The organism is Prosthecodimorpha hirschii (assembly GCF_001305515.1).
Classification (GTDB): Bacteria; Pseudomonadota; Alphaproteobacteria; order Rhizobiales; family Ancalomicrobiaceae; genus Prosthecodimorpha; species Prosthecodimorpha hirschii.
Window position 1 is genome coordinate 6,137,003 of record NZ_LJYW01000001.1, and the last position, 21,834, is coordinate 6,158,836.

Genomic DNA, 21,834 nt, shown 5'->3' on the forward strand with positions numbered 1-21,834 from the left:
AGTCGGGCCCGGACTGGGTGATATTGTTTCGTTAAGAATCAGTGCGGGGCTCCAGCTTCGCGAATCGTAAGCGGGCCGGTATGCTCCGGCCATGTATTTGCCTCGGGGGTGGTTAGGTATGGGGGCCAAGTTTACGCCGGACGCCCGCCCTATTGAAGCGCTGGACGACAGCCAGGCCGTCGATGTGATCGAAGTGGCCGGATCGATCAAGTGGTTCGACGTGGCCAAGGGCTACGGGTTCATTCTTCCCGACAACGGCCTGCCGGACATTCTCCTGCATGTGACCTGCCTCCGCCGCGACGGTTTCCAGACCGCCTATGAGGGCGCCCGTGTCGTCGTCGAAGTGCTCGACCGCCCGCGCGGCCTGCAGGCCCTGCGCATCCTGCATATGGACGAATCCACGGCCGTACACCCGTCTCAGCTGCCGCCCAGCCGCACGCATGTCCAGGTCGTGCCGACCAGCGGCATGGAACGCGCGGTGGTCAAGTGGTTCAACCGCATCAAAGGCTTCGGCTTCCTGACCTGCGGCGACGGCACGCCCGATATCTTCATCCATATGGAAACCCTGCGCCGGTTCGGCATCGCCGAACTGCGCCCCGGCCAGACCGTGCTGGTCCGCTTCGGCGACGGCCCGAAGGGCCGCATGGCCGCCGAGATCCGCCCCGACGGCCCGAGCCACATCCCCGCCTCGCACTGAGCCGCCCAGCGTCCCGCCCTTCGCACGTCGTCTCGCGTTGAAGGGGGGGCGCTCGGCTGGGGATCTTCAGGCCGATTTTGACGATCCCTCAGCGGGTTAACCCCTTCTCCCACCAGTGGGGGGAGAAGGTGGCCGAAGGCCGGATGAGGGGGGCGATCGCGCGGTTGGGCTGCGGATGTCCGGTCCGCCTCTGCCTGTGCCATGACCGCGGGTGGGGGCCGGTGACGGACATCGAACCCCTCATCCGCCCTTCGGGCACCTTCTCCCGCAAGGGGAGAAGGGGATGGGGCCGGTGGATCCGACGGGCTGATTGCTGCGATCTCTCAGCGGGTTAACCTCTTCTCCCACCATCTGGGGGAAGGGGATCGGGCCGGTGGATCCAACGGGCTGATTTTGACGATCCCTCAGCGGGTTAATCCCTTCTCCCACCAGTGGGGGGAGAAGGTGGCCGAAGGCCGGATGAGGGGGTGGATCGCGCGTCAACGCCCCGAGGCGGCGGTCCGGCCGCCGACAAGGCCGACGGCGGACCGCGAGACTTTCACCCTGCCGCGGCATCCAGGCCCCCTCATCCGCCCTTCGGGCACCTTCTCCCCCTTGGCAGGGGGCGAAGGGGAAGGGGCCGGGGGCTGATTGCTGCGATCCATCAGCGAGTAAAACGATTCTCCCACCATCTGGGGGAGAAGGGGATGGGGCCGGGGCATCTGATGGGCTGATTGCTGCGATCCCTCAACGGGGTAGTCCCTTCTCCCACCATCGGGGGGAGAAGGTGGCCGAAGGCCGGATGAGGGGTGGATCGCGCGTCAACGCTCCAAGGTGACGGTCGGGCCGCCGACAATGCCGAGCTGGCCCGGGTCGTGGCGGCGTCGGGCGTGGCCGATCGGTCGGGGCGCTGCTTCCCACGCTTGCCGGCGGGGCCACCGTGCCCGCCAGGGCGCCGGTTGGCGGGAAGGCTTGAGGGCATCCGACGATCGGATGGGGCCCCGCAATTGCGTTGGCGGGCCGGAGCGGGACGGCGCGATTGACGCTTCGCCCCGGGCCGCGTTTAACTGCGTACACAAACGGAAACAAGACGGTCGCAAACGCGGCGTGCCTTTGGGCTTTGCCGTCAACAATGCCGAAACGGTGCGGCGACCCGGATGGCGACACTCATCACAGTTCTGGCCGGGCATCCGGCCATGCGGGGATCGATCCGGCCTGCGTCCGGCGCGCCCCGAGCCTGGAGGGATCGCGTGCTTTCTGGTTTCGACTTGGAGCGGGTCGCCGGCATTCTGTTCGGCGCCACGCTGGTTTTCGGCGGGCTCTGGCTCGTCGGCTCCGTGCTCGCCGCCATGCATCGGCGCGCCTACAACCTGACCCGGGCGGAAACGGCCGGCACCGTCCAGCAGCCGGACTTCACCCGTGGCGGCAGCGCGGATCGCCGGGCCGCCGCGGAGGCTGCGGCGCGCGCCGGTACGGTGGTGGCGCCGCATGCGGTCCCGGCCCCGGCGCCGTCGCCCTATGCGCGGCTCTGCTTCTGGTCGCGGATGTCGGCGCTGGTCGCGGCCGGCACCTCCCTGATCGCGATCGTCTTCCAGGCGGTCGGCGCCGGACGGCAGGCCGAGGAGGCCGCCAAGGCGGTTGGCGGGCTGGACGGTATCCTGGCCGCCCTTGCCCAGCACAAGATCGGCGTCGCGGTCGCGGCCGTCGTGATCGTCGCCAACATGATCGCAGCCGCGCGTCGCGGCGAACGGGCCTGACGCCCGCCTGCCGAACCCGTCCCGGTCCGCCTTTCCAACGAGGCCCCCATGTCGTCCTCCGTGCTGACCCTCTCCAGTGACCAGCTGCTTGCCGAATATGTCGGCCTCAATGAATTCCGCGGCTTCGCCGAGACCCGGCTGGCGGTCGGTCCCGACCTCGCCGCGGTTCTGATCCGCGACGGCCGGGTGGTCGGTGTCGAGGCCGGCACGCATGTCTCTGTCGGCGGCTTCTGGCAGGGGCTGAAGGACGCCATCGGCGGGCAGCATTCGCTGCGCCTGCTGATCGCCGATCTGAAGCCGTTCCGGCTGGTCGAGCAGGTCACCGCCCTGACGGCCGACCGGGTGCCGGTCGGCGGCGAATTGACCTTCGAGTTCCAGGTCGATCCGGAGCGGGCCGCCAACATCCTCGGCTTCATGGCCGAGCACCGGGCGGTCCTGAAGACCGACGTGACCGCGCGGCTGATGGCGCATCTCAAGGACCGGGTGATCGAGGCCGAGATCGGCCGGCTCGGTGCCGTCGACATCCGCGGCAATGTCGGCCTGCAGGACCGCATCCAGGCGCGGATCATGGCCGAGGTCGAGCGCGTCGCCGGCGAGATCGGGTTGACGGTCAGGGCCGTCTCGGCGACCTGGACCATGAACGAGGTCGAGCTGGCCGAGATCGAGGCGCGCCGCAAGGCGGCCGAGGATCAGCGGCTGAAGCAGGAGCACGAGCTCCTGACCAGCCAGCTGAAGCGCGAAGCCGACACGACCGTCCTGAAGATCAATCTCGCCAACGCGGCCGACCGTGCCCGTGTGATCGACGAGGCGGAGCTGCGCCGGCTGGTGCTCTCCAACGAGCTGCAGTTCGAGGAGGCGCGCGAATCCGGCATCCGCTCGGCCGAGATGAACGCCCTGATGGGCGAGATCGCCAAGGTGGTCGCCCGCCGCCAGGCGCGGTTCGAGGAGGAACTCGCCGCCATCGACCAGCAGAAGGCGCGCACCCTGCGCGACGGCGAGGCCCGCTATGCCGGCATCGATGTCGGCATCGAGGAGGCGCGGCGGCTGCAGATCCGGGCCGAGATCGACCAGGCCAACCAACTCGCCAACAGCCGCGCGATGATCGCGCAGCGCCGGGTCAATGCCGAACTGGCCGAGATGGACCGGCTCGAGGCGCTGAAGGGCGAGGAGCATCAGAGCGCGCTGGTCTCAATCCAGAACCAGCGCCGGCGCGAGCAGGCCCGGCTGGAGGCCGACCTGCGCGAGGCGGCGCGGCAGACCGAGATCCGCGATGCCGAGGCGCAGCATGCGCGGCTGCGCGATCTCAACGATCTGAATGCCGCCAATGCGCGGTCGCAGATCGACAACGAGCGCTTCCGCGACGACTCGTCGGCCGAGCGGCGCATCCGCGAGGCCGAGGCGGCGGCCCGCCATGCCGCCAGCTTGATCGAAGCGGAAAGCAGCCTGACGGCCGAGCAGATGAAGGCGCGCAAGCTCGACAACCAGGGCGCCGCCCAGGTGCTGACCGCGGAGGCCAACGCGCTCGCCCAGCGCGACCAGGCGCTGACCCAGGCGCTGCGCGACCAGATCGCCGCCACCCGCGACGATGCCCGCGCGGCCCAGAACACCATCGCGATGACCGCCGCCGGCACCGCCCAGGGCGTCGGCCAGGCGATTTCCGGCTTCGCGCCGCCGCCGACCCTGATCGAGTGCCCGCACTGCCACCAGCAGACGCTCGCGCGCGGTCCGAACTGCGTCCATTGCCGCCAGCCGCTGGGAGCCTGATCGCATGGCGTGGCATCCCTATCGCACCTGCTGTTCCGAGACGCTCCAGGCGCTGCCGAGCGCGATGGCCTGCGCGGAATGCGGCAACCCGCTCCTGCGCTGCACCGGTGTCGACAGCTGCAACCAACTGATCGAACCCGACCGGGCCTGTCCGGTCTGCGCACCGGCACCGCTCGTCGCCGTCGAGCCGATCGGCTCGATGCGGCGCGGCGACACGCTGGCGCTGCCCTTCGTGATCGCCAACCGCTCGCCCCTGCCGCAGCGCAGCTTCCGGCTGGTGAGCTTCGAGAAGCGCGAGGGCAACGGCCCCTACCAGCCGGTGCCGGTGCCGTTCGAGCGGGTCGAGACCGGCGAGGGCAAGGGACGCCAGATCGTCGTCCAGGCAGGTCCGTTCGAATCGAGCGGCAAATATGCGGTCGGGCTCCGGCTGGTGGTCGAGGTGCCGTGCGGGCCGGTCACCGAGACCTACGCCTATGAGGGCACGGTCTTCGTCGAGATCGCGCCGTCGAACGAGCAGGCGATCCAGTTCCATGTCGACCTGTCGGGCGCCTCGATCGGGCAGGGCCAGCTGATCAACATCGCGCCGTTCCTGGGTGGACGGCCGGCCGAGGAGGGCCGCGCCGCGGAAGCCGCGATCATCGAGCTGCAGCGCGCGGAGCGCCACGAGCGCCAGGCCGGGCTGCGCGGTCTCGCCGACCAGGGCAATCTGGAGGTGCCGCGCGATGTCGAGCTGGTGCTGACCGGCGTCAAGGCGCCGCTGGCGGCCGGACGGCTCGCCGCGCTCGGGCGGATCACGGCCGGCAATCCGATCGAGGGCCAGCCGGCGCCGGACCTGCCGCTGCCCGTCGAGGGCGCCGACGGCCAGCCCGATCAGGCGGCGATGGCCCGGCTCGCCGGCCCGCGCTTCCGCCTGCAGATCGAGAACGACCGGCTGGTGCTGATCAACCTGATCCAGGGCGGCGTCGCGGTCGACGGAAGGCGGCTGGCGCGCGACGAACGCTTCGCGCTCGGCCCGGCCAACCGCATCGCGCTGCTGCCCGACGAGGTCCGCTCCGCCGAGATCGCGGTCAGCTTCGTGCCCGGCCGCGGCCGGGTCGACCGGATCGAGCTGGTGCGCACCACCGACCTGCGCGACAAGCGGCCGGATCTCGCCGAGGGCGGGGTATTCGCCGGGCGCTACGAGATCCTGCGCAAGCTCGGCGAGGGCGGCATGGGGCAGGTCTATGCCGTCCGCGACGTGCAGTCCCAGGACGAGATGGCGCTGAAGCTGGTCCGCCGCGACCTGATGCAGTCCGAAGACGCGCTCAAGCGGCTGGTCGACGAGGGCCGCCGCGCCCGCCGCGTCCGGCACCGCAACGTGGTCTCGATCTACGACGTGGCCGTCGCCGGCGATCAGCCCTACCTGACCATGGAGCTGCTCGACGGCAGTTCGCTGCGCGAGGTCCTGAATGTCGCCAAGCAGACCCGGCGCGACATTCCCGTCCCGGCGGTGATGCGCATCGTGGCGGGCGTGCTCGAAGGCCTCGGCGAGGCGCACCGGCAGGGGTTGGTGCATCGCGACATCAAGCCGGAGAATATCTTCGTCCAGGGCGATGTCTTCGGCAGCGGGGCGGTCGAGACGCGCATCCTGGATTTCGGCATCGCCAAGGCGGCCGGGCCGATGTCGATGGCGACCATGCGGGCGAGCGGGGCGACCGGCACGCCGCGCTACTGGGCGCCCGAGCAGCAGGCCGGCGCCGACGTGATCGGGCCGGAGGCCGATCTCTATTCGGTCGGCATCCTGCTCTACGAACTCCTGCTGCGCGGGCTGCCCGCCCATGGCGCGCTCGGCCAGCCGAGCGAGCAGCGCCGCGACGTGCCGCCCTATCTCGACAAGGTCGTCGCCAAGGCGGTGCAGCAGCGCGAGGACAACCGCTATCAGACGGCGGCCGAATTCGCCGCCGCGCTCGCCTTCCCGCCGTCTGTGGCGCCGGAGCCGCAACGCAAGCCGGCGATCGACCCGGTCCCGCCGCGGCTCGATCCAGTGTCGAAACCCGAGCCGAAGCCCGAGCCCGTCTTCCAGCACGGCGGTGGGCAGCACGGCGGTGGGCCGCAAGGGGGTGGGCAGCAGGGGGGTGGGCCGCAGGGTGGCGGATCGCTCGGCGGCGGGACGGCGCATGTCGTCGCGATCGAGACGGCGGCCGGCAACGGCTGGTCCGGGCAGGTGACTTTCGCGGGCGCCGATCCGGGCCGTCTGCTGCGCGACCATGTCGCGAGGGCGGGCGGCGCGATCGTCTCCGAGCTCGATGCCGGTCGCCGGGTGCATTTCACGGCCCGGCGCTCGGATCTGATGCGGACCTCGATGCTCCCGGTCACCTTCACCGGCGAGGCGACGCTGAGCCCGATGACCGGCGACCGCGGACGCATCGACGTGTCCGTCGGTTTCAAGGCCGGCGCCAACATCGCCTTCCTGGTCGCCAACTTCTTTCTCGTCTGCTTCGTCGCCTATCTCCTGGCCGCCATGATGGTCGGTCAGGCGGCCGCCGAGGAGATCGCCGGCGGCCTGTCGATCTTCGTCGGCATCGGCAGCTTCTTCGCCTACCGCTACACCTTGCGCGGCCTCGCCAAGGAGATCGCCGGGGATGTCGGCCAGGGCCGCCGCACCGGCGGCTGACGGCGTCGCCCGATCCCGTTGTCCGATCGTGCCGGGACGGCGTCCCGGCGCCGATCCTCTCAAGGCGTCGGCCCGAACCGGCGCGCGGAGGTTCAGATGCTGTGTCCGGAATGCTTTACGGTCCTGCCCGATCCGACGTCGGAGGCCTGCCCGCGCTGCGCCGCCGCCTTGTGGCGCGTCGCCGGCCTCGGAGCCCGCCAGTCGCGCGCCCGGCGCACGGACGGGCTGATCGCCGCCAAGGCGCCGCCGCGCGACACGCCGGTGGCGACGCCGGTGGCCGGCAACGCGCCGCCGAGCGTCGACCTCAGGCCCTATTGCTCGCCGGTCGAGGACCAGCAGTCGCTCGGCAGCTGCGCCTCCTGCGCGGTGGTCGGTGCGCTCGAATTCCTGCAGATCAAGCAGGGCAAGCCGCCGGTCGACCGCAGCCGGCTGTTCGTCTATTTCAACGCCCGCAAGCTGCGCAACGCCGTCGGCGAGGACAGCGGCAACACGACCGCCGAGGTGATCGCCTCCGTGGTCGCGTTCGGCGTGCCGCCCGAGCAGGAATGGCCGTACCGGATCGAGGATTTCAACCGCGAGCCGCCGCGCCGGGTCTATGATTCGGCCTGGACCGCGCAGGGCCACGACTTCGCCCGGGTGGTCGGCGCCGACGGCGTGATCGGCGCGCTCGCCCAGGGCCTGCCGGTGTCGCTCGCCATCAACCTGCCGCAGCGCTGCTACGAGGAGGCCGCGCGCACCGGCCGCTTCCCGGACCCGCGCGGCGACGAGAATCTCGATCCGTCGACCGCCGAGAGCGGCCATTGCATGCTGATCGTCGGCTACGACCGCAACCGCGGCACCTTCCTGATCCGCAACAGCTGGGGGGCGAAATGGGGGCAGGGCGGCTATGCCGAGATGCCGATCCGGCTCGCCGAGCAGCAGGGGTTCCTCGCCGACAGCTGGATCGTCGGCCATCTCGACCGCAATCCGAGCTTCCATCTGGTGCCGCCGCCGGCCCATGGCGCGGCTGCCGCGACCGGCCCCGGCATCGCCGAGATGCGCGACCGCCTGCGTGCCGAGATCAGCCGCGACGTGCGCGACGCGGTGCGCCGGATCAAGGACAATTTCCAGCTCTGACGGTTGCGGCCGGGGCCCCGGCGCGCCCGGTGCCGACCATCGGTCGCGCGGCCGTTCACGCGCAATTCATCTCCGGTCAGAAGAGTTCAGCGGCCAGCCTCCCGGCATCGTGGCATTCTGATGCCGTAACGTCGGCCTGGGAGAGCCACCCGGATGTCGGTCTCGGAAATTCACCTGAAAGATCTGATGACGCGGAGCATGGCCGGCGACGAAGCCGCGTACCGCCTGCTCCTCGAAGATGTCGCGCGACTGGTGCGGGGCCATGTCGGCCGGCTTCTGTCGCGGGCGCGCGCCGCCAACACGGCCGATGTCGAGGACATCGTCCAGGACGTGCTGATCGCGGTTCATACCCGCCGGCACACCTACGATCCCGGCTATCCGGTTGGTGCCTGGATCCACGCCATTTCCCGCCACAAGGTGATCGACCATCTGCGTGCCCGGACGCGGGCCGGCACGAGCCTGCCGATCGACGACTTGGAAGACCTTCTGCCGGCGCCGGAAGAGGCCGCCGACGCGGTCTGGGACGTGGCGCGGGTTCTGGAGCGGCTGCCGCCGGCCTTGCGCAGGCCCTTCGCGGCGGTCAAGCTGGAAGGCCGGTCGATTGCCGAAGCCGCGCGGACCGCGGGCATGTCGGAGACGGCGCTGAAGGTCGCGATCCATCGCGGCATGAAGCGGCTGAGCCTGATTTTCGGCACCGATCGAGGGCGGGCCTGAACGCCGACGTAACCAGACGGTCGTGACGCCCGTATTCCCTGTCGGGCGGCGCGGCGGCCGCTCCGGGGGATCGGGTCAGACCGGTCTGCCCGGGGGGGCCCGTCCGAGCGGTACCGACCGGTGGGGCCGCGGATGGGATCTGCCCCATAAGGACCGAACGAGGCGTTGGCTTTGCAGACCGAGGACCTGATCGCGCGACTGGCGGCCGATGCCCGGCCGGTCGACACCCACCGCATCCTGCGCACGACGCTGATCGCCTCCATCCTTGGGCTCGCCGCCGCGATCATGCTGGTGGTCGAGACCATCGGCATGCGCCGGGACTGGGCGACGGCCTGGGGCGATCCGCGGGTCCTGGCGAAGATCCTGTTCGTCCTGGCGGCGACGGCGGCTTCGGCGCTGGCCTTCCTGCGCCTCGCCCGGCCGGGACGGACGCTGAAGCCGCTGATCGGCCTCCTGGCGCTGCCCTTTGCCGGCATCGCGGCGCTCGCCTCGGTCGAACTCGGCATGGCCGGCCCGCAGGACATGCCGGCGCTGGTCTTCGGATCGAGCTGGACCTTCTGCCTCGCCTTTCTGCCGCTCTACGCGATCGTGCCCTTCGTGGCGCTGGTCATGGTCCTGCGCGCCTCGGCGCCGACCGATCTCACGGGGGCCGGTTTCGCCGCGGGCCTCTTCGCCGGCAGCCTCGCGTCGATCGCCTATGCGGTCCACTGCACCGAGGATGCCATGGCCTTCGTGGCGGCCTGGTATGCCGGCGCGATCCTGATCGTCGGCCTCGCCGGCGCGCTGCTCGCCCCCCGTCTGGTGCGCTGGTGACGGCGCCGACCCGCCGTCGCAACGGCTGTCGCGGATGCGCCACCGGGTGACGGGCGCAGCACAGTCACCGACCCCGGCCGAGGCCTAACCTCCCGACGGTGCGGCCGGACTGTCCGGACGCGCCGGGGCGGTCGCGCCGTCGCGCACGACGCCGCGGAGCCTTCGTGCGGCGGGTCGATCGGCGACCGGGCGCACGACGGGGCTCCCGACTGAACAAGGCAAGCGTGCCGGGTCCGATCCGGACCGAGCGCGCTCAGGGACAAGCGGGCGGGTCGAGGCCGATCCTGGGAGGGTTCACGATGAATGACATGCCGGAAGCCGGTGGCCGCGAACAGCGTCGTGGCCGCGAGGCGCGACGCGCTGCCCGGTCCGCGCGGTCCGCCGTGTCGGTCCCCTACATCACCCGCAACCTGCCGATCACCGAGGTGCTCTCCGAGGAGGGGCTGTCGATCATCGAGCACAATGCCGAGACCCTGATGGAGGAGATCGGCATCGAGTTCCGCGACTACCCGTCGGCGCTGGAGCGCCTGCGCGGCGCGGGCTGCGACGTGCGCGGCGAGCGGGTGCATTTCCCGCGCGGGCTCGCCCGGCAGCTCGTCGCCACCGTGCCGTCCGACTATGTCCAGCATGCGCGCAATCCCCAGCGCAGCGTCCATATCGGCGGCCGCGACACGGTCTTCGCGCCGGTTTACGGCTCGCCCTTCGTGCACGATCTCGACCAGGGTCGCCGCTACGGCACGATCGAGGATTTCCGCAACTTCGTGAAGCTCGCCTACCAGAGCCCCTACATGCACCATTCCGGCGGCACGGTCTGCGAGCCGGTCGACCTGCCGGTCAACAAGCGCCATCTGGACATGGTCTATGCCCATATGCGCTATTCCGACAAACCCTTCATGGGTTCGGTGACGCATCCGGACCGGGCGCAGGACACGGTCTCGATGGCCGAAATCCTGTTCGGCAAGGACTTCATCCAGTCGAACACGGTGGTGACCTCGCTCATCAACGCCAATTCGCCGATGGTCTGGGACGCGACCATGCTGGGCGCGGCCGAGGTCTATGCGCGCAACAACCAGGCCTGCATCATCACGCCCTTCATCCTCTCGGGCGCCATGAGCCCGGTGACGGTCGCCGGCACGCTGACCCAGGTGCTGGCCGAGGTGCTCGCCGGTGTCAGCTTCCTGCAGCTCGTCCGGCCCGGCGCGCCGGCCATCTTCGGCACCTTCGTCTCGACGCTGTCGATGCAATCGGGGGCGCCGACCTTCGGCACTCCGGAGGCCGCGCTGGCCATCTACGGCGCCGCCCAGCTCGCCCGCCGCTACCGGATGCCGTTCCGCACCGGCGGCTCGCTCTGCGCCTCCAAGGTGCCGGACGCGCAGGCGGCCTACGAGAGCGCCCAGACGCTGATCCCGACCGTCCATGCCGGCGCCAATTTCGTGCTCCATGCCGCCGGCTGGATGGAGGGCGGGCTCGCCTCCTCCTACGAGAAGTTCGTCATGGACTGCGACCAGCTCGGCATGATGCATGTGCTGGCGCGCGGCATCGACCTGTCGGAGAACGGGCAGGGCATGGCGGCCTTCCGCGAAGTGCCGCCCGGCGGCCATTTCCTCGGCTGCGGCCACACCCAGGCCAATTTCGAGACCGCCTTCTACCGCTCCTCGGTCGCCGACAACAATTCGGTCGAGCAGTGGATGGCCGAAGGCTCGAAGGACGCGGCCCAGCGCGCCAACGGCCTCTGGAAGAAGATGCTCGCCGACTATGTCGCTCCCGACATCGACCCCGGCATCGACGAGGCGCTGAACGACTTCATGGCCCGCCGCAAGGCCTCCATGCCCGACGCGACGCATTGAGCCGGCCGGGACGGTCCGCGACCGGAACGGCAAGCCTTCCCATGCGGTGTCCGATCGCCTAGATCCAGGCGATCGGAGGAGTGTTCCATGGTTCGTGCCGGTTCGTTCGTTGCTGCCCTGATGCTTGCCGTTGCCGTGGCGGGACCCGCCCAGGCGCAGACCCGGGTCGCCCCGGACAGCAACCGGGTCGCCCCGGACAGCAAGGCGCAGGTGCAGCTGTCCTTCGCGCCGATCGTCAAACGCGTCGCGCCGGCCGTCGTCAACGTCTATGCCCAGCGCACCCTGCGCCAGCAGGGCGGATCGCCGATGTTCGACGACCCGCTGTTCCGGCGCTTCTTCGGCGACGGGCCGCTCGGCATGCCCAAGGACCGGGTCGAATCCTCGCTCGGCTCGGGCGTGATCATCGACCGCTCCGGCCTGGTGGTGACCAACCATCACGTCATCAAGGACGCCACCGAGGTCAAGATCGCGCTTTCCGACAAGCGCGAGTTCGAGGCCGACGTGGTGCTGAAGGACGACCGCACCGACCTCGCCGTGCTGCGCATCAAGGAGAAGGGCGACTATCCCTTCGCCGAGTTCGGCGACAGCGACCAGATCGAGGTCGGCGACCTCGTGCTGGCGATCGGCAATCCGTTCGGCGTCGGCCAGACGGTGACGCAGGGCATCGTCTCCGCGCTCGCCCGCACCCAGGTCGGCGTCTCCGACTACCGCTTCTTCATCCAGACCGACGCGGCGATCAATCCGGGCAATTCGGGCGGCGCGCTGGTCGACATGGAAGGCCGCCTGGTCGGCGTGCCGACCGCGATCTACTCGCGCTCCGGCGGCTCGATCGGCATCGGCTTCGCGATCCCGGGCGCGATGGTCAAGTTCGTCGCCGAACAGGCGAAATCCGGCGGCGGCCTGCGCCGGCCGTGGTTCGGCGCGACCTTGCAGAACGTCACGCCCGATATGGCCGAGGCGCTCGGCATCAAGCGTCCGGTCGGCACGCTGGTCGCCGGGATGTCGGCGAACGGGCCGGCCGCGCGGGCGGGCCTGAAGGTCGGCGATCTCCTGGTGGCGATCGACGGCTTCGAGATCGACGATCTCGACGGCTTCGGCTACCGCTATTCGACGCGGCCGATCGGCGGATCGGCGAAGCTGTCGATCATCCGCCAGGGCAAGCCGATGACCGTCGAGGTCGGCCTCGTCGCCGCGCCGGAGACGGTGCCGCGCGACGAGCGCATGATCCGCGCCATCTCGCCGTTCCAGGGCGCGGTGGTGGCCAACCTGTCGCCGGCCGTGGCGGAGGAATTGCGCGTCCCCAACGCGCTCGAAGGCGTCGTCGTCAAGTCGGTCGAGACCGGCGCGCTGGCCGGCCGCTTCGTGCAGAAGGGCGACGTGATCCTTGAGGTCAACGGCACCAAGATCGACACCACGAAGACGCTCGAGAAGGTCACCCAGTCGGACCCGGGCTCCTGGCGGGTCGCCGTCCAGCGCGGCGGCGAGGTCGTCCGCTTCGCGGTGCGCAGCTGAGGGGCGGCCCCTCGGCCGGAGGCGGTGATGGCGGATCTGTTCAGTTCGGCCGGTCTCGACAGGGCGGCGGTGCGCCCGCTGGCCGACCGGCTCCGGCCGGTGCGGCTCGCCGACGTGGTCGGGCAGGACCATCTGGTCGGCCCCGACGGCACGATCACGCGCATGCTGCGCTCGGGCTCGCTCGGCAGCCTGATCTTCTGGGGGCCGCCGGGGACCGGCAAGACGACCGTCGCCCGGCTGCTGGCCGGCGAGACCAAGCTGCATTTCGAGCAGATCTCGGCGATCTTTTCCGGCGTCGCGGACCTCAAGAAGGTGTTCGAGGCGGCGCGCGGGCGCCGGCTCGCCGGGCAGGGCACGCTGCTCTTCGTCGACGAGATCCATCGCTTCAACCGCGCCCAGCAGGACGGCTTCCTGCCGGTGATGGAGGACGGCACCATCGTGCTGGTCGGCGCGACGACCGAGAATCCGTCCTTCGAGCTCAATGCGGCGCTGCTCTCCCGCGCCCATGTGCTGGTCTTCAAGGCCCATGACGAAGCCGCGATCGGCCGGCTCCTGGAGCGCGCCGAGACCGAGCTCGGCCGGCCGCTGCCGCTCGACACGGAAGCGCGCGGCGTCCTGATCCGCATGGCCGACGGCGACGGCCGGGCCGCCATCACGCTGGCCGAGGATGTGGCGCGGGCCGCCGGACCCGGCGAGGTGTTCGATGCCGCGACCCTGCAGGCGGTCGTGCAGCGGCGCGCGCCGATCTACGACAAGGGCCAGGACGGCCACTACAACCTGATCTCCGCGCTGCACAAGTCGGTGCGCGGCTCCGATCCCGACGCCGCGCTCTACTATCTCGCCCGCATGGTCGATGCCGGCGAGGATCCGCTGTTCATCGCGCGGCGCGTGGTCCGGATGGCCGTCGAGGATATCGGGCTGGCCGACCCGCAGGCGCTGGTCGTCGCCAATGCGGCCAAGGACGCCTACGACTTTCTCGGCTCGCCGGAGGGCGAACTGGCCATCGCCCAGGCGGTCGTCTATGTCGCCACCGCGCCGAAGTCGAATGCGGTCTATACCGCCTGGAAGGCGGCCCGGCGCGCGGCCGAGGAGGGCGGCTCGCTGGTGCCGCCGAAGCATATCCTGAACGCGCCGACCAAGCTGATGGGCCGGGAAGGCTACGGCGCCGGCTACCAGTACGACCACGACCAGCCCGACGCCTTCTCGGGCCAGGACTATTTCCCCGAAAAGCTCGGCCGGCGCAGCTTCTATGAGCCGGTCGAGCGTGGCTTCGAGCGCGACATCCGCAAGCGGTTGGATTGGTGGGAAAAACTTCGGCGCGAACGGCGCGGCGGTTGACCCCCTCTCATGCCAACGGCCCGGGACGCCGACGCATCGGGCCGTCGAATCGACGCGAATTTCTCATAGGCGTCAGAGGCATGAGAAATTCGCGCATCGAATGCCGACGATCATTCGATGACCGTCGGTTTCAGGCGTTCATCGCCTTGACCACGTCCGCGAAGGCGCGGACCAGCGCTCCGTCCAGCTTGCCGGCCTCGGCCATCGCGACGATCCGGGCATAGGCTTCGGCGGCCGGCAGCCCCTTGCGATAGGCGCGGTCTTCGACCAGGGCGCCCATCACGTCGGCGATGGTCAGCATGCGGGTCAGTTCCGGGATGGCATCGCCCTTGAGGCCGTCCGGATAGCCGCTGCCGTCGAGATATTCGTGGTGGTGCCGGACGAGGCTGCGGATGGCCGGCGAGACGGTCGTATGGTCGCGCAGGAAGCTGTCGCCGTAGACGGTGTGGAACTTCATCACCGCGAACTCGTCCGGGTCGAGACCGCAGGGCTTGTCCAGGATGGCGAGCGGGATCTTGGCCTTGCCGATATCGTGCAGCAGGCCGCCGGTGGCGAGCGTCTGGATGTCGGCGGCGCGCAGGCGGCGGGCGCGGCCGAAGGCGATGGCGAGGCCGGTGACCAGAAGGCAGTGCTGGAAGGTGCCGGTGTGATGCTGGCGCACCGAGGCGAGCCAGGCGCCGACGCCCGACGACCCGATCGCCTCGACGATCCGGGTGCCGCTCTCGCGCACCGCGTCGGGATCGATCCGCCGACCGGTCAGCAGGTTCGAGAACAGCGTGTCCAGGGTGCCGGCCGCCTGGCGCGCGGTGGTCTGGACGGTAAAGGCCTTGCGTTCGGGCGCGTAGCGCGGCGTCGGCGGCGTGCCGCTGCACAGCGTGCGCACCAGGGCTTCCGCCTCAAGGCTGGTCGCGACCACATGGCTGGCTCCGATCGCCTTGGCCCGGACCTGGGCGGCGCGATTGCGGCGATCGGCGACGACGATCAGCGGCGAGACCCGGTTGGTCGCGCGCAGCAGTCGCTTCAGGCCCGCGGCCACCGCGGCGTCGCAGAGATCGACATCGATGACGGCGAGCGACCGGGGATCGTCGGAACGGCGTTCGAACTCCTCGGCTGCTGCCGTCAGACGGAGGTCGAGGTCGGGAAGGGCGTCGCGATAGGAGCGGTGGTGGCTCGGATCGGCATAGACAAGGACATAATCGTAATTTTGCATATTGATCCGCGACGCCGACGGTCCATGCGTTATGACAGGCTTGTGACGGTCACAAATAGGGGAGGAGTCCTAAGCATCGGGTAATCGGCCGCGATGGGGCCGGCGCCGGCTGTGTCATGGTAAAGGCGAACTCAAGCGACAGGTCCGATTCGGGACGATCGGCCCGTCCAACAAGGGCCGCCTGCCAGCCATGCCGCCATTCCTGCATATTGCTCTCGTCTTCGTCGGCGGCGGCCTCGGCTCCTGCCTCCGCTACGGCGTGAATCTCGCCCTGGTGGCGCGCTTCGGGCCGCATTATCCCTGGGGCACCTTCGCGGTGAACGTGATCGGCTCGGCCGTGATGGGCATCTTCGCCGCCTGGATCCTGGCGCGCTGGACGCCGGAGGCCGGCGGCACGGAGATGCGGCTCTTCCTGATGACCGGCATTCTGGGCGGCTTCACCACCTTCTCGGCCTTTTCGCTCGATGCCTGGATCCTCTGGGAGCGCGGCGCGCAGGGGGCCGCACTGGCCTATGTCGCCTCCTCGATCCTCGTGTCCTTCGCGGCGCTGGCGGCGGGGTTGATCGGCACGCGGGCACTGCTTTCGACCTGAGGCGCGGCGCGGGAGCCGGGCGGAAAGGCCGAACGGGCGGGAATTCGGCTCACCGAACGGCTTCTGCGGCTGCGGGCACGGCTCCGCGCTTGCATCCCCGCCCGCATTGCGCGACAGGAGGAGCCCGAAAACAGGAACTTTCATGGCCACCGTCGAGACTGTCACCGTAGGCGAGGACGAAGCCGGCCTTCGCCTCGACCGCTGGTTCAAGGCCCGCTACCCGGGCCTCGGGTTCGGCGCGCTGCAGAAGCTCGTCCGGACCGGTCAGGTGCGCGTCGACGGCAAGCGCGTGGAGACCTCGACCCGGCTGGTGCCGGGTCAGATGGTGCGCGTGCCGCCGGGCGCGATGATCGCGGAGGCGGCCAGGGCCGAGCCGGTCCGGGCGATGCCGCGCGCCGACGGCGACGACGCGGCCTTCCTGCGCTCGATCACGCTGTTCGAGGACAAGGACATCATGGTCCTGAACAAGCCGGCCGGCCTCGCCGTGCAGGGCGGCTCGGGCCTGACCCGCCATGTCGACGCCATGCTGGAGAGCCTGAAGGACGCCAAGGGGCAGGTGCCGCGCCTCGTCCATCGCCTGGACCGCGACACCGCCGGCTGCCTGGTCGTCGCCAAGACGCGTTCGATCGCGGCCGAGCTGGCCAAGACCTTCCGGTCGCGCTCGGCGCGCAAGGTCTATTGGGCGCTGGTCGCCGGCGTGCCGAAGCCGGCGCAGGGGCGCATCTCGACCTGGCTGGCGCGCGACAGCGACGATACCGAGCGCATGCGGGTCGCCCGCCACGGCGACGACGGTGCCGCCCATGCGCTGACCCATTATGCGGTCGTCGATACCGCCGGCCCGAAGCTCGCCTGGCTGTCGCTGAAGCCGGTCACCGGCCGGACGCACCAGTTGCGCGCCCATTGCGCCCATATCGGCCACCCGATCGTCGGCGACCCGAAATATTTCGACCGGCAGGATTGGGAACTGCCCGGCGGCATGCAGAACAAGCTGCACCTGCTCGCCCGCCGGATCGCCCTGCCGCATCCGCGCGGCGGCCGCATCGACGTGACCGCGCCGCTGCCGCCGCACATGCAGCAATCCTGGAACCTGCTCGGCTTCGACACCGCCTCCTACGATCCGGCGGAGGACGAGGAGGAGTAGGCGGGCAGGGCGGCGGCAGACACGTCACACAACGTCAGCGTCACACAACGTCAGCGTCACGCGACGTCCCAGGGGGCCTTGGTCCGCATGGTGCGTTGCAGGCGTTCGTTCGGCGCGGGCGGGGCATCCAGGCGCGCCAGGAATTGCGCATAGGCCTCAGGGCTCGCGATGATCGAAACGCGATCGCCCAGGACGTCGGCGGCGCGGCGCAGGGCGGCATCGGCCATGAATTCGGAGCGCGACATGCCGAGCGCTTTGGCGGCGCGGTCGATGCGATCGCGCACCGACGGCTTGATCCGGACCGTCAGCCGAATTTTCGTTTCGGAAAGCCGCTTGTCGGACCCGCGTACCGGCATCGAATCGACTCCATCGCCCGTGCCGCCCAGCACGCAATCGCAACTCCGGCGGGACGGCGAAGAACCGATCGCGTCTTAAGATCCGGTCCGGCGCGAGAAGTTCCCTGGCGCCGCGACGGCCAATCCTTCGCGTCGCCCTACAAGATGCCCGCGGTCGACGGCGCCTTCGCCTCAGAACCGATAGCGGATGCCGGAGACCAGATACTGGGCGCCGCCGGAAGCGCCCTTGAAGATCGAGGTGTCGCCGATGAAGTCGCCGCCGCCGGAGCGGTGATGCAGGCGCAGGAAACCTTCCCACTGGCTCTTGGGCGGCGCGAAGGTGATTTCCGGCGACAGATAATGCAGCAGATAGGCGCCTTTGACGCCCTCGCGCCGGATCTCGTATTGCGGATTGCCGGTCGCAAGCGTCAGGCCGGTCGAGACGGCGACGGTGGTGCGGACATACTCGTTCCAGGGGAACCAGGTCCAGCGGCCATAGAGCGCGATCCAGCCTTCGCCCTCGCCGAGGCTGCCCCAGCGCTTGCCGGCGCCGACTTCGCCTTCGAAATCGACCGGACCGACCGACAGCAGCCGCCGCGAGAAGGTCCCGCCGGTGATCCAGCTGTTGCCGTACTGATACCGCGTCGGCGCCACGAAATTGGAGATGCCGAACACGCTGACCATGTGGGTGTCGAGGCGCGGACCGGCGAAGACCGAGACCGCGCAATCGCCCGTGCCCGCGCAGAAGGCGGAGTTCACGTCGAGCCGCGGCTTGATCAGGTCGTCGGACCGGGACGGTGCCGCAGCCGCAACCAGGGCGGCAGAGGCGAGCGCCGCGACTTTCAGGCACTTTTCGATGGGCATGATCCGATCCGCACTCACTGACTGCCCTAAGCTATACAGCGGAAAGGTGACATGTCATCCATCGCCGCCGCACGAGATGGGCGGGCGCGGTCGTTTGACGGAACGTTGTGGCAATGTCGCACCGCTCCGACATCCCGGGCGGGTGGCACCGGCCCGGAGGCGGCGGATTCGGGGCCGGCCGAGGCATCGGGACCGAAGGCGAGGGGGATCGGGGTGAGCGAATCGGGGCAGGCGGGCGCGACGGAGCGACGGGTGCACATCTCCGAGAAGGGGATGCGGCTCGACCGCTTCATGCGCATCCACTATCCGGCCATCGCGCCCGGCCGCCTTGCCGCGCTCCTGAAGCATGGCGGCCTGACCGTGGCCGGGCGGCGCGCCAAGCCGACCGACCGGCTGGCGGCGGGCGATCTCGTCGTCCTGAACACGCCGCCGGAGCCGCCATCGCCGGCCCGGGCCGGCGCAAGGACGGGACCGGCGGCGGGCGGCGGGCCGGCACCGGTGCCGCTCAGCGCGGCGGAACGCGCCTTCCTGGCCGCCATGACGGTGTTCGAGGACGACGACCTGATCGTCTTCGACAAGCCGGCCGGGCTCGCGGTTCATTCCGGCTCGGGCACCCGGGTCGATCTCGACAGGCTCCTGGTGCGGATGGTCTCCGCGGACGGCGACCGGCCGGTGCTGGTGCATCGGCTCGACAAGGATACCTCCGGCCTGCTCGTCGCCGTGAAGCGCCGCCCGCTCGCCGGCGTCATGGGCAAGGCCTTCGCCACCCGCCGGGTCGACAAGGAATATCGGGCCGTGGTCGCCGGCCTGCCGCCGGCGGAGGGGCTGATCGACATCGCCATCCGCAAGGTCGAAACGTCCCATGGCGGCCGCATGGCCGCCGCCACCCCGGACGATCCGGACGCCCAGACCGCGCGCACCGGCTTCCGGCGGCTGGCGGTCTCCGCCGACGGCACCGCCGCGCTGCTCGCGCTCTTTCCCGAGACCGGCCGCACCCACCAGCTGCGCGTCCATTGCGCGCTGACCGGCCATCCGATCCTCGGCGACCCGATCTATGGCGACCCGCAGGCCGCCGAGCGGCTGCTGCTGCACGCCCACCGGCTCGCCTTCCGACATCCGCGTACCCAGACGGCCCTGTCGCTCGAAGCCCCGGTGCCCGACGCCTTCTTCCGGGCGATGGAGCGGGCGCCGGCCGCCTTCGACCCGAGCCGCCGCCCCGCATGACGGCGGGCCTTCGGGCCGCAGGGGACTGGCGTCCGGCGCGGCGACGCGCCATATGGGGGCTCGAAACTCCTCTCAGGTCCGGGCCCGCGCCGTGTTTCTCGTCCTTTTCGATGTCGACGGCACCCTGGTCGACAGCCAGCACATGATCGTCGCCGCCATGACGGCGGCCTTCGAGGCCGAGCGCCGCCCGGTGCCGGAGCGCGACGCGGTGCTCGGCGTGGTCGGGCTGTCGCTGGTCGAGGCTATGGAGGCGCTCGTACCCGGCATCGAGCCGGCGGCGGCGCGGTCGCTCGCCGAGGCCTACAAGGCCGCCTTCCAGGGCCTGCGCCAGGCGGCGGTGCGGCAGGAACCGCTCTATCCCGGCGCGCTCGACGCGATTCGGCAGATCGGTGCCCGGCCCGACGTGGTGCTCGGCATCGCGACGGGAAAGTCGCGGCGCGGGGTGCGCTCGATCATCGACCTGCACGGCCTCGAAGGCCGCTTCGCCACCATCCAGACGGCCGACGACCACCCGTCCAAGCCGCATCCCTCGATGATCCTGACGGCGCTGGCGGAGACCGGCGTCGCGCCGGAACGCGCCGTCATCCTCGGCGACAGCGCCTACGACATGGACATGGCGGCGGCGGCCGGCATCCATGCGGTCGGCGTCTCCTGGGGCTACCAGGACCCGGCAAGCCTTGCGGCCCGCGGCGCCCACCGGGTGCTGGAGCGCTTCGACGAGGCCTATCCGGTCCTCTCCAACCTGTTCGGATGGTCCGACCATGCGTGATTTCCTGAGCTACGATCCGACCGAAACCAAGCCGGAATTCACCGAGCCGGTGGTCGATCCGGTCGCCCGCGCGCGCGACCATGCCCGCGCAGATCTGCCGAAGCGCTTCTACCGGGAGGTCTCGGTCGGTCCGGCGGAGGGCGGCGCCTGGCGGGTGCTGCTCGACGGCCGGCCGGTGCGCACGCCAGCGCGCCGGCATCTGGAGGTTCCGCGCCGCGATCTCGCCGAGGCGATGGCGGCCGAATGGGCGGCGCAGGAGACCATCATCGATCCGCGCGCGATGCCGCATACCCGGCTCGCCAACGCGGTCATCGACGGCGTCGCCGTGCAGCCGGCGGCGGTGGCGGCGGATGCCCTGAAATATGCCGGCTCCGATCTGCTCTGCTACCGCGCGACCGACACGGCGCGCCTGGTCGATCGGCAGACGCGGCTGTGGGATCCGGTGCTCGACTGGATCGAGGAGACCTACGGCGCGCGGTTCCTGGTCGCCGAGGGGATCGTGCATGTCGCGCAGGACCCGGAGGCGATCGCGGCGGTCGGGCGGGCGCTCGAACCGCTCGATCCCTGGCGGCTCGCCGGACTGCATTCGCTGACCACGCTGACCGGTTCGCTGTTCATCGCGCTGGCCCTGGCCGGCGGCCGGCTCGACGACGACGCGGCCTGGGCGGCGGCGACCGTCGACGAGGCCTGGAACCTGGAGCTCTGGGGCGAGGACGAGGAGGCCGTCGCCCGCCTGGTCGCACGCCGGCGCGAGTTCGATGTCGCCTCGGCCTTCCTGCGGGAGGCCCCGGCCGGCCAGCCATGATCCTGTCGAATCGGCACCGCTTCGTCTTCGTCAAGACGCGCAAGACCGCCGGGACCAGCGTCGAGCTGGCGCTGTCGGCGATCTGCGGGCCGGACGACGTGATCACGCCGGTCTCGCGGCCCGACGAGCGGCTGCGGGCCGGGCGGGGGCCGCAGAACCATCTGCTGCCGCGGGCCGAGCGGCGCTGGGACTGGCCACTGCATCTCCTGGTCGGCCGGACCAACCGCGAGGTGCCGGGGCTGACCCGCTTCTGGCCGCACATGGCCGCGGGGCGCATCCGGGCCGCGATCGGCCCGGCGCTGTTCGATCGCTTCGAGATCGTCACGGTCGAGCGCAATCCCTGGGACCGCGAGGTTTCCAACTATCATTGGGTCCACCGCAACCGGAAGGGTCCGCGGCCGGACTTCGAGACCTACGTGCTCGACGAAAGGCTGAACGTCGCCTTCCGCAATTTCGAGGCCTATTCGATCGACGGCCGCATCGTCGCCGGGCGCGTGCTGCGCTACGAGCGCCTCGCCGAGGACTTCGCCGCCTGGATGGCCGATCTCGGCATCGATCCGCCGCCCGTACTGCCCCATGCCAAGGCCGGCCATCGTCCGGACACGAACCGCCCCTATCGCGAGGACCATACCGACGCCACCCGCCGGGCGATCGCGACGCGCTATGCGCGCGAGATTGCGGCCTTCGGCTACGAGTTCTGACCC

19 protein-coding genes are annotated in these 21,834 nt (G+C 70.4%); 16 read left to right on the top strand and 3 right to left on the bottom strand.

Annotation, left to right across the window (positions count from 1 at the left end; all coding sequences use genetic code 11):
- The first annotated feature begins 118 nt into the window (after window positions 1–118).
- The 10 genes from ABB55_RS26955 (at window position 119) to ABB55_RS27000 (ending at window position 14,190) form a co-directional block, all read left to right on the top strand.
- Window positions 119–697 (top strand): cold-shock protein, encoded by a 579-nt coding sequence (locus ABB55_RS26955; protein ID WP_054361592.1) that lies wholly within the window; start codon window positions 119–121, stop codon window positions 695–697.
- A 1,229-nt stretch (window positions 698–1,926) separates the two neighbouring features.
- The gene (locus ABB55_RS26960) at window positions 1,927–2,433 is read left to right on the top strand and encodes a hypothetical protein (protein WP_152982205.1); all 507 of its coding nucleotides are present in this window, start codon (window positions 1,927–1,929) and stop codon (window positions 2,431–2,433) included.
- A gap of 48 nt (window positions 2,434–2,481) precedes the next feature.
- Window positions 2,482–4,197, top strand: coding sequence for a hypothetical protein (locus tag ABB55_RS26965; RefSeq protein WP_054361594.1), 1,716 nt, complete (start codon window positions 2,482–2,484; stop codon window positions 4,195–4,197).
- Between the two features lie 4 nt (window positions 4,198–4,201).
- Complete coding sequence (locus ABB55_RS26970; protein ID WP_054361595.1) at window positions 4,202–6,850, top strand: serine/threonine-protein kinase; 2,649 nt, start codon at window positions 4,202–4,204, stop codon at window positions 6,848–6,850.
- A gap of 96 nt (window positions 6,851–6,946) precedes the next feature.
- Entirely contained in the window at window positions 6,947–7,966 is a 1,020-nt protein-coding gene (locus ABB55_RS26975; protein ID WP_054361596.1) for a C1 family peptidase, read from the top strand.
- Between the two features lie 153 nt (window positions 7,967–8,119).
- Window positions 8,120–8,680: a sigma-70 family RNA polymerase sigma factor gene (locus tag ABB55_RS26980; RefSeq protein WP_054361597.1), complete on the top strand. Its 561-nt coding sequence runs from the start codon at window positions 8,120–8,122 to the stop codon at window positions 8,678–8,680.
- Between the two features lie 165 nt (window positions 8,681–8,845).
- Window positions 8,846–9,493, top strand: a complete 648-nt coding sequence (locus tag ABB55_RS26985) for a DUF1109 domain-containing protein (protein ID WP_083463986.1) — start codon at window positions 8,846–8,848, stop codon at window positions 9,491–9,493.
- Between the two features lie 299 nt (window positions 9,494–9,792).
- A complete protein-coding gene (locus tag ABB55_RS26990) occupies window positions 9,793–11,340 on the top strand; it encodes a trimethylamine methyltransferase family protein (RefSeq protein WP_054361599.1) in 1,548 nt (515 codons plus the stop codon).
- Between the two features lie 87 nt (window positions 11,341–11,427).
- Entirely contained in the window at window positions 11,428–12,852 is a 1,425-nt protein-coding gene (locus ABB55_RS26995; protein WP_054361600.1) for a Do family serine endopeptidase, read from the top strand.
- 27 nt (window positions 12,853–12,879) lie between these two features.
- Window positions 12,880–14,190: a replication-associated recombination protein A gene (locus tag ABB55_RS27000; RefSeq protein WP_054361601.1), complete on the top strand. Its 1,311-nt coding sequence runs from the start codon at window positions 12,880–12,882 to the stop codon at window positions 14,188–14,190.
- Window positions 14,191–14,320: 130 nt separating this feature from the next.
- Here ABB55_RS27000 and ABB55_RS27005 read toward each other — a convergent pair whose 3' ends face one another.
- Complete coding sequence (locus ABB55_RS27005) at window positions 14,321–15,400, bottom strand: HD-GYP domain-containing protein (protein WP_054361602.1); 1,080 nt, start codon at window positions 15,398–15,400, stop codon at window positions 14,321–14,323.
- Window positions 15,401–15,590: 190 nt separating this feature from the next.
- Here ABB55_RS27005 and crcB point away from each other — a divergent pair, with 190 nt between their 5' ends.
- Entirely contained in the window at window positions 15,591–15,992 is a 402-nt protein-coding gene (gene crcB / locus ABB55_RS27010) for a fluoride efflux transporter CrcB (RefSeq protein WP_054361603.1), read from the top strand.
- 142 nt (window positions 15,993–16,134) lie between these two features.
- A complete protein-coding gene (locus tag ABB55_RS27015) occupies window positions 16,135–17,133 on the top strand; it encodes an RluA family pseudouridine synthase (RefSeq protein WP_054361604.1) in 999 nt (332 codons plus the stop codon).
- Between the two features lie 56 nt (window positions 17,134–17,189).
- Here the strand turns inward: ABB55_RS27015 and ABB55_RS27020 are convergent, their stop codons facing one another.
- Both ABB55_RS27020 and ABB55_RS27025 read right to left on the bottom strand, forming a co-directional pair.
- Window positions 17,190–17,489, bottom strand: coding sequence for a type II toxin-antitoxin system TacA family antitoxin (locus ABB55_RS27020; protein WP_054362322.1), 300 nt, complete (start codon window positions 17,487–17,489; stop codon window positions 17,190–17,192).
- A 171-nt stretch (window positions 17,490–17,660) separates the two neighbouring features.
- On the bottom strand, window positions 17,661–18,332 hold the full coding sequence (locus ABB55_RS27025) for a hypothetical protein (RefSeq protein WP_054361605.1): 672 nt from the start codon (window positions 18,330–18,332) through the stop codon (window positions 17,661–17,663).
- Between the two features lie 252 nt (window positions 18,333–18,584).
- Here ABB55_RS27025 and ABB55_RS27030 point away from each other — a divergent pair, with 252 nt between their 5' ends.
- From ABB55_RS27030 to ABB55_RS30540, 4 genes are all read left to right on the top strand, one after another.
- Entirely contained in the window at window positions 18,585–19,556 is a 972-nt protein-coding gene (locus ABB55_RS27030) for an RluA family pseudouridine synthase (RefSeq protein WP_160321328.1), read from the top strand.
- Between the two features lie 91 nt (window positions 19,557–19,647).
- The gene (locus tag ABB55_RS27035; protein WP_054361607.1) at window positions 19,648–20,325 is read left to right on the top strand and encodes an HAD-IA family hydrolase; all 678 of its coding nucleotides are present in this window, start codon (window positions 19,648–19,650) and stop codon (window positions 20,323–20,325) included.
- On the top strand, window positions 20,318–21,130 hold the full coding sequence (locus ABB55_RS27040) for an ATP12 family chaperone protein (RefSeq protein WP_083463988.1): 813 nt from the start codon (window positions 20,318–20,320) through the stop codon (window positions 21,128–21,130). Before ABB55_RS27035 ends, ABB55_RS27040 begins: the two co-directional genes overlap by 8 nt.
- The gene (locus ABB55_RS30540) at window positions 21,127–21,831 is read left to right on the top strand and encodes a hypothetical protein (protein ID WP_054361608.1); all 705 of its coding nucleotides are present in this window, start codon (window positions 21,127–21,129) and stop codon (window positions 21,829–21,831) included. Before ABB55_RS27040 ends, ABB55_RS30540 begins: the two co-directional genes overlap by 4 nt.
- The last annotated feature ends 3 nt before the right edge of the window (window positions 21,832–21,834 follow it).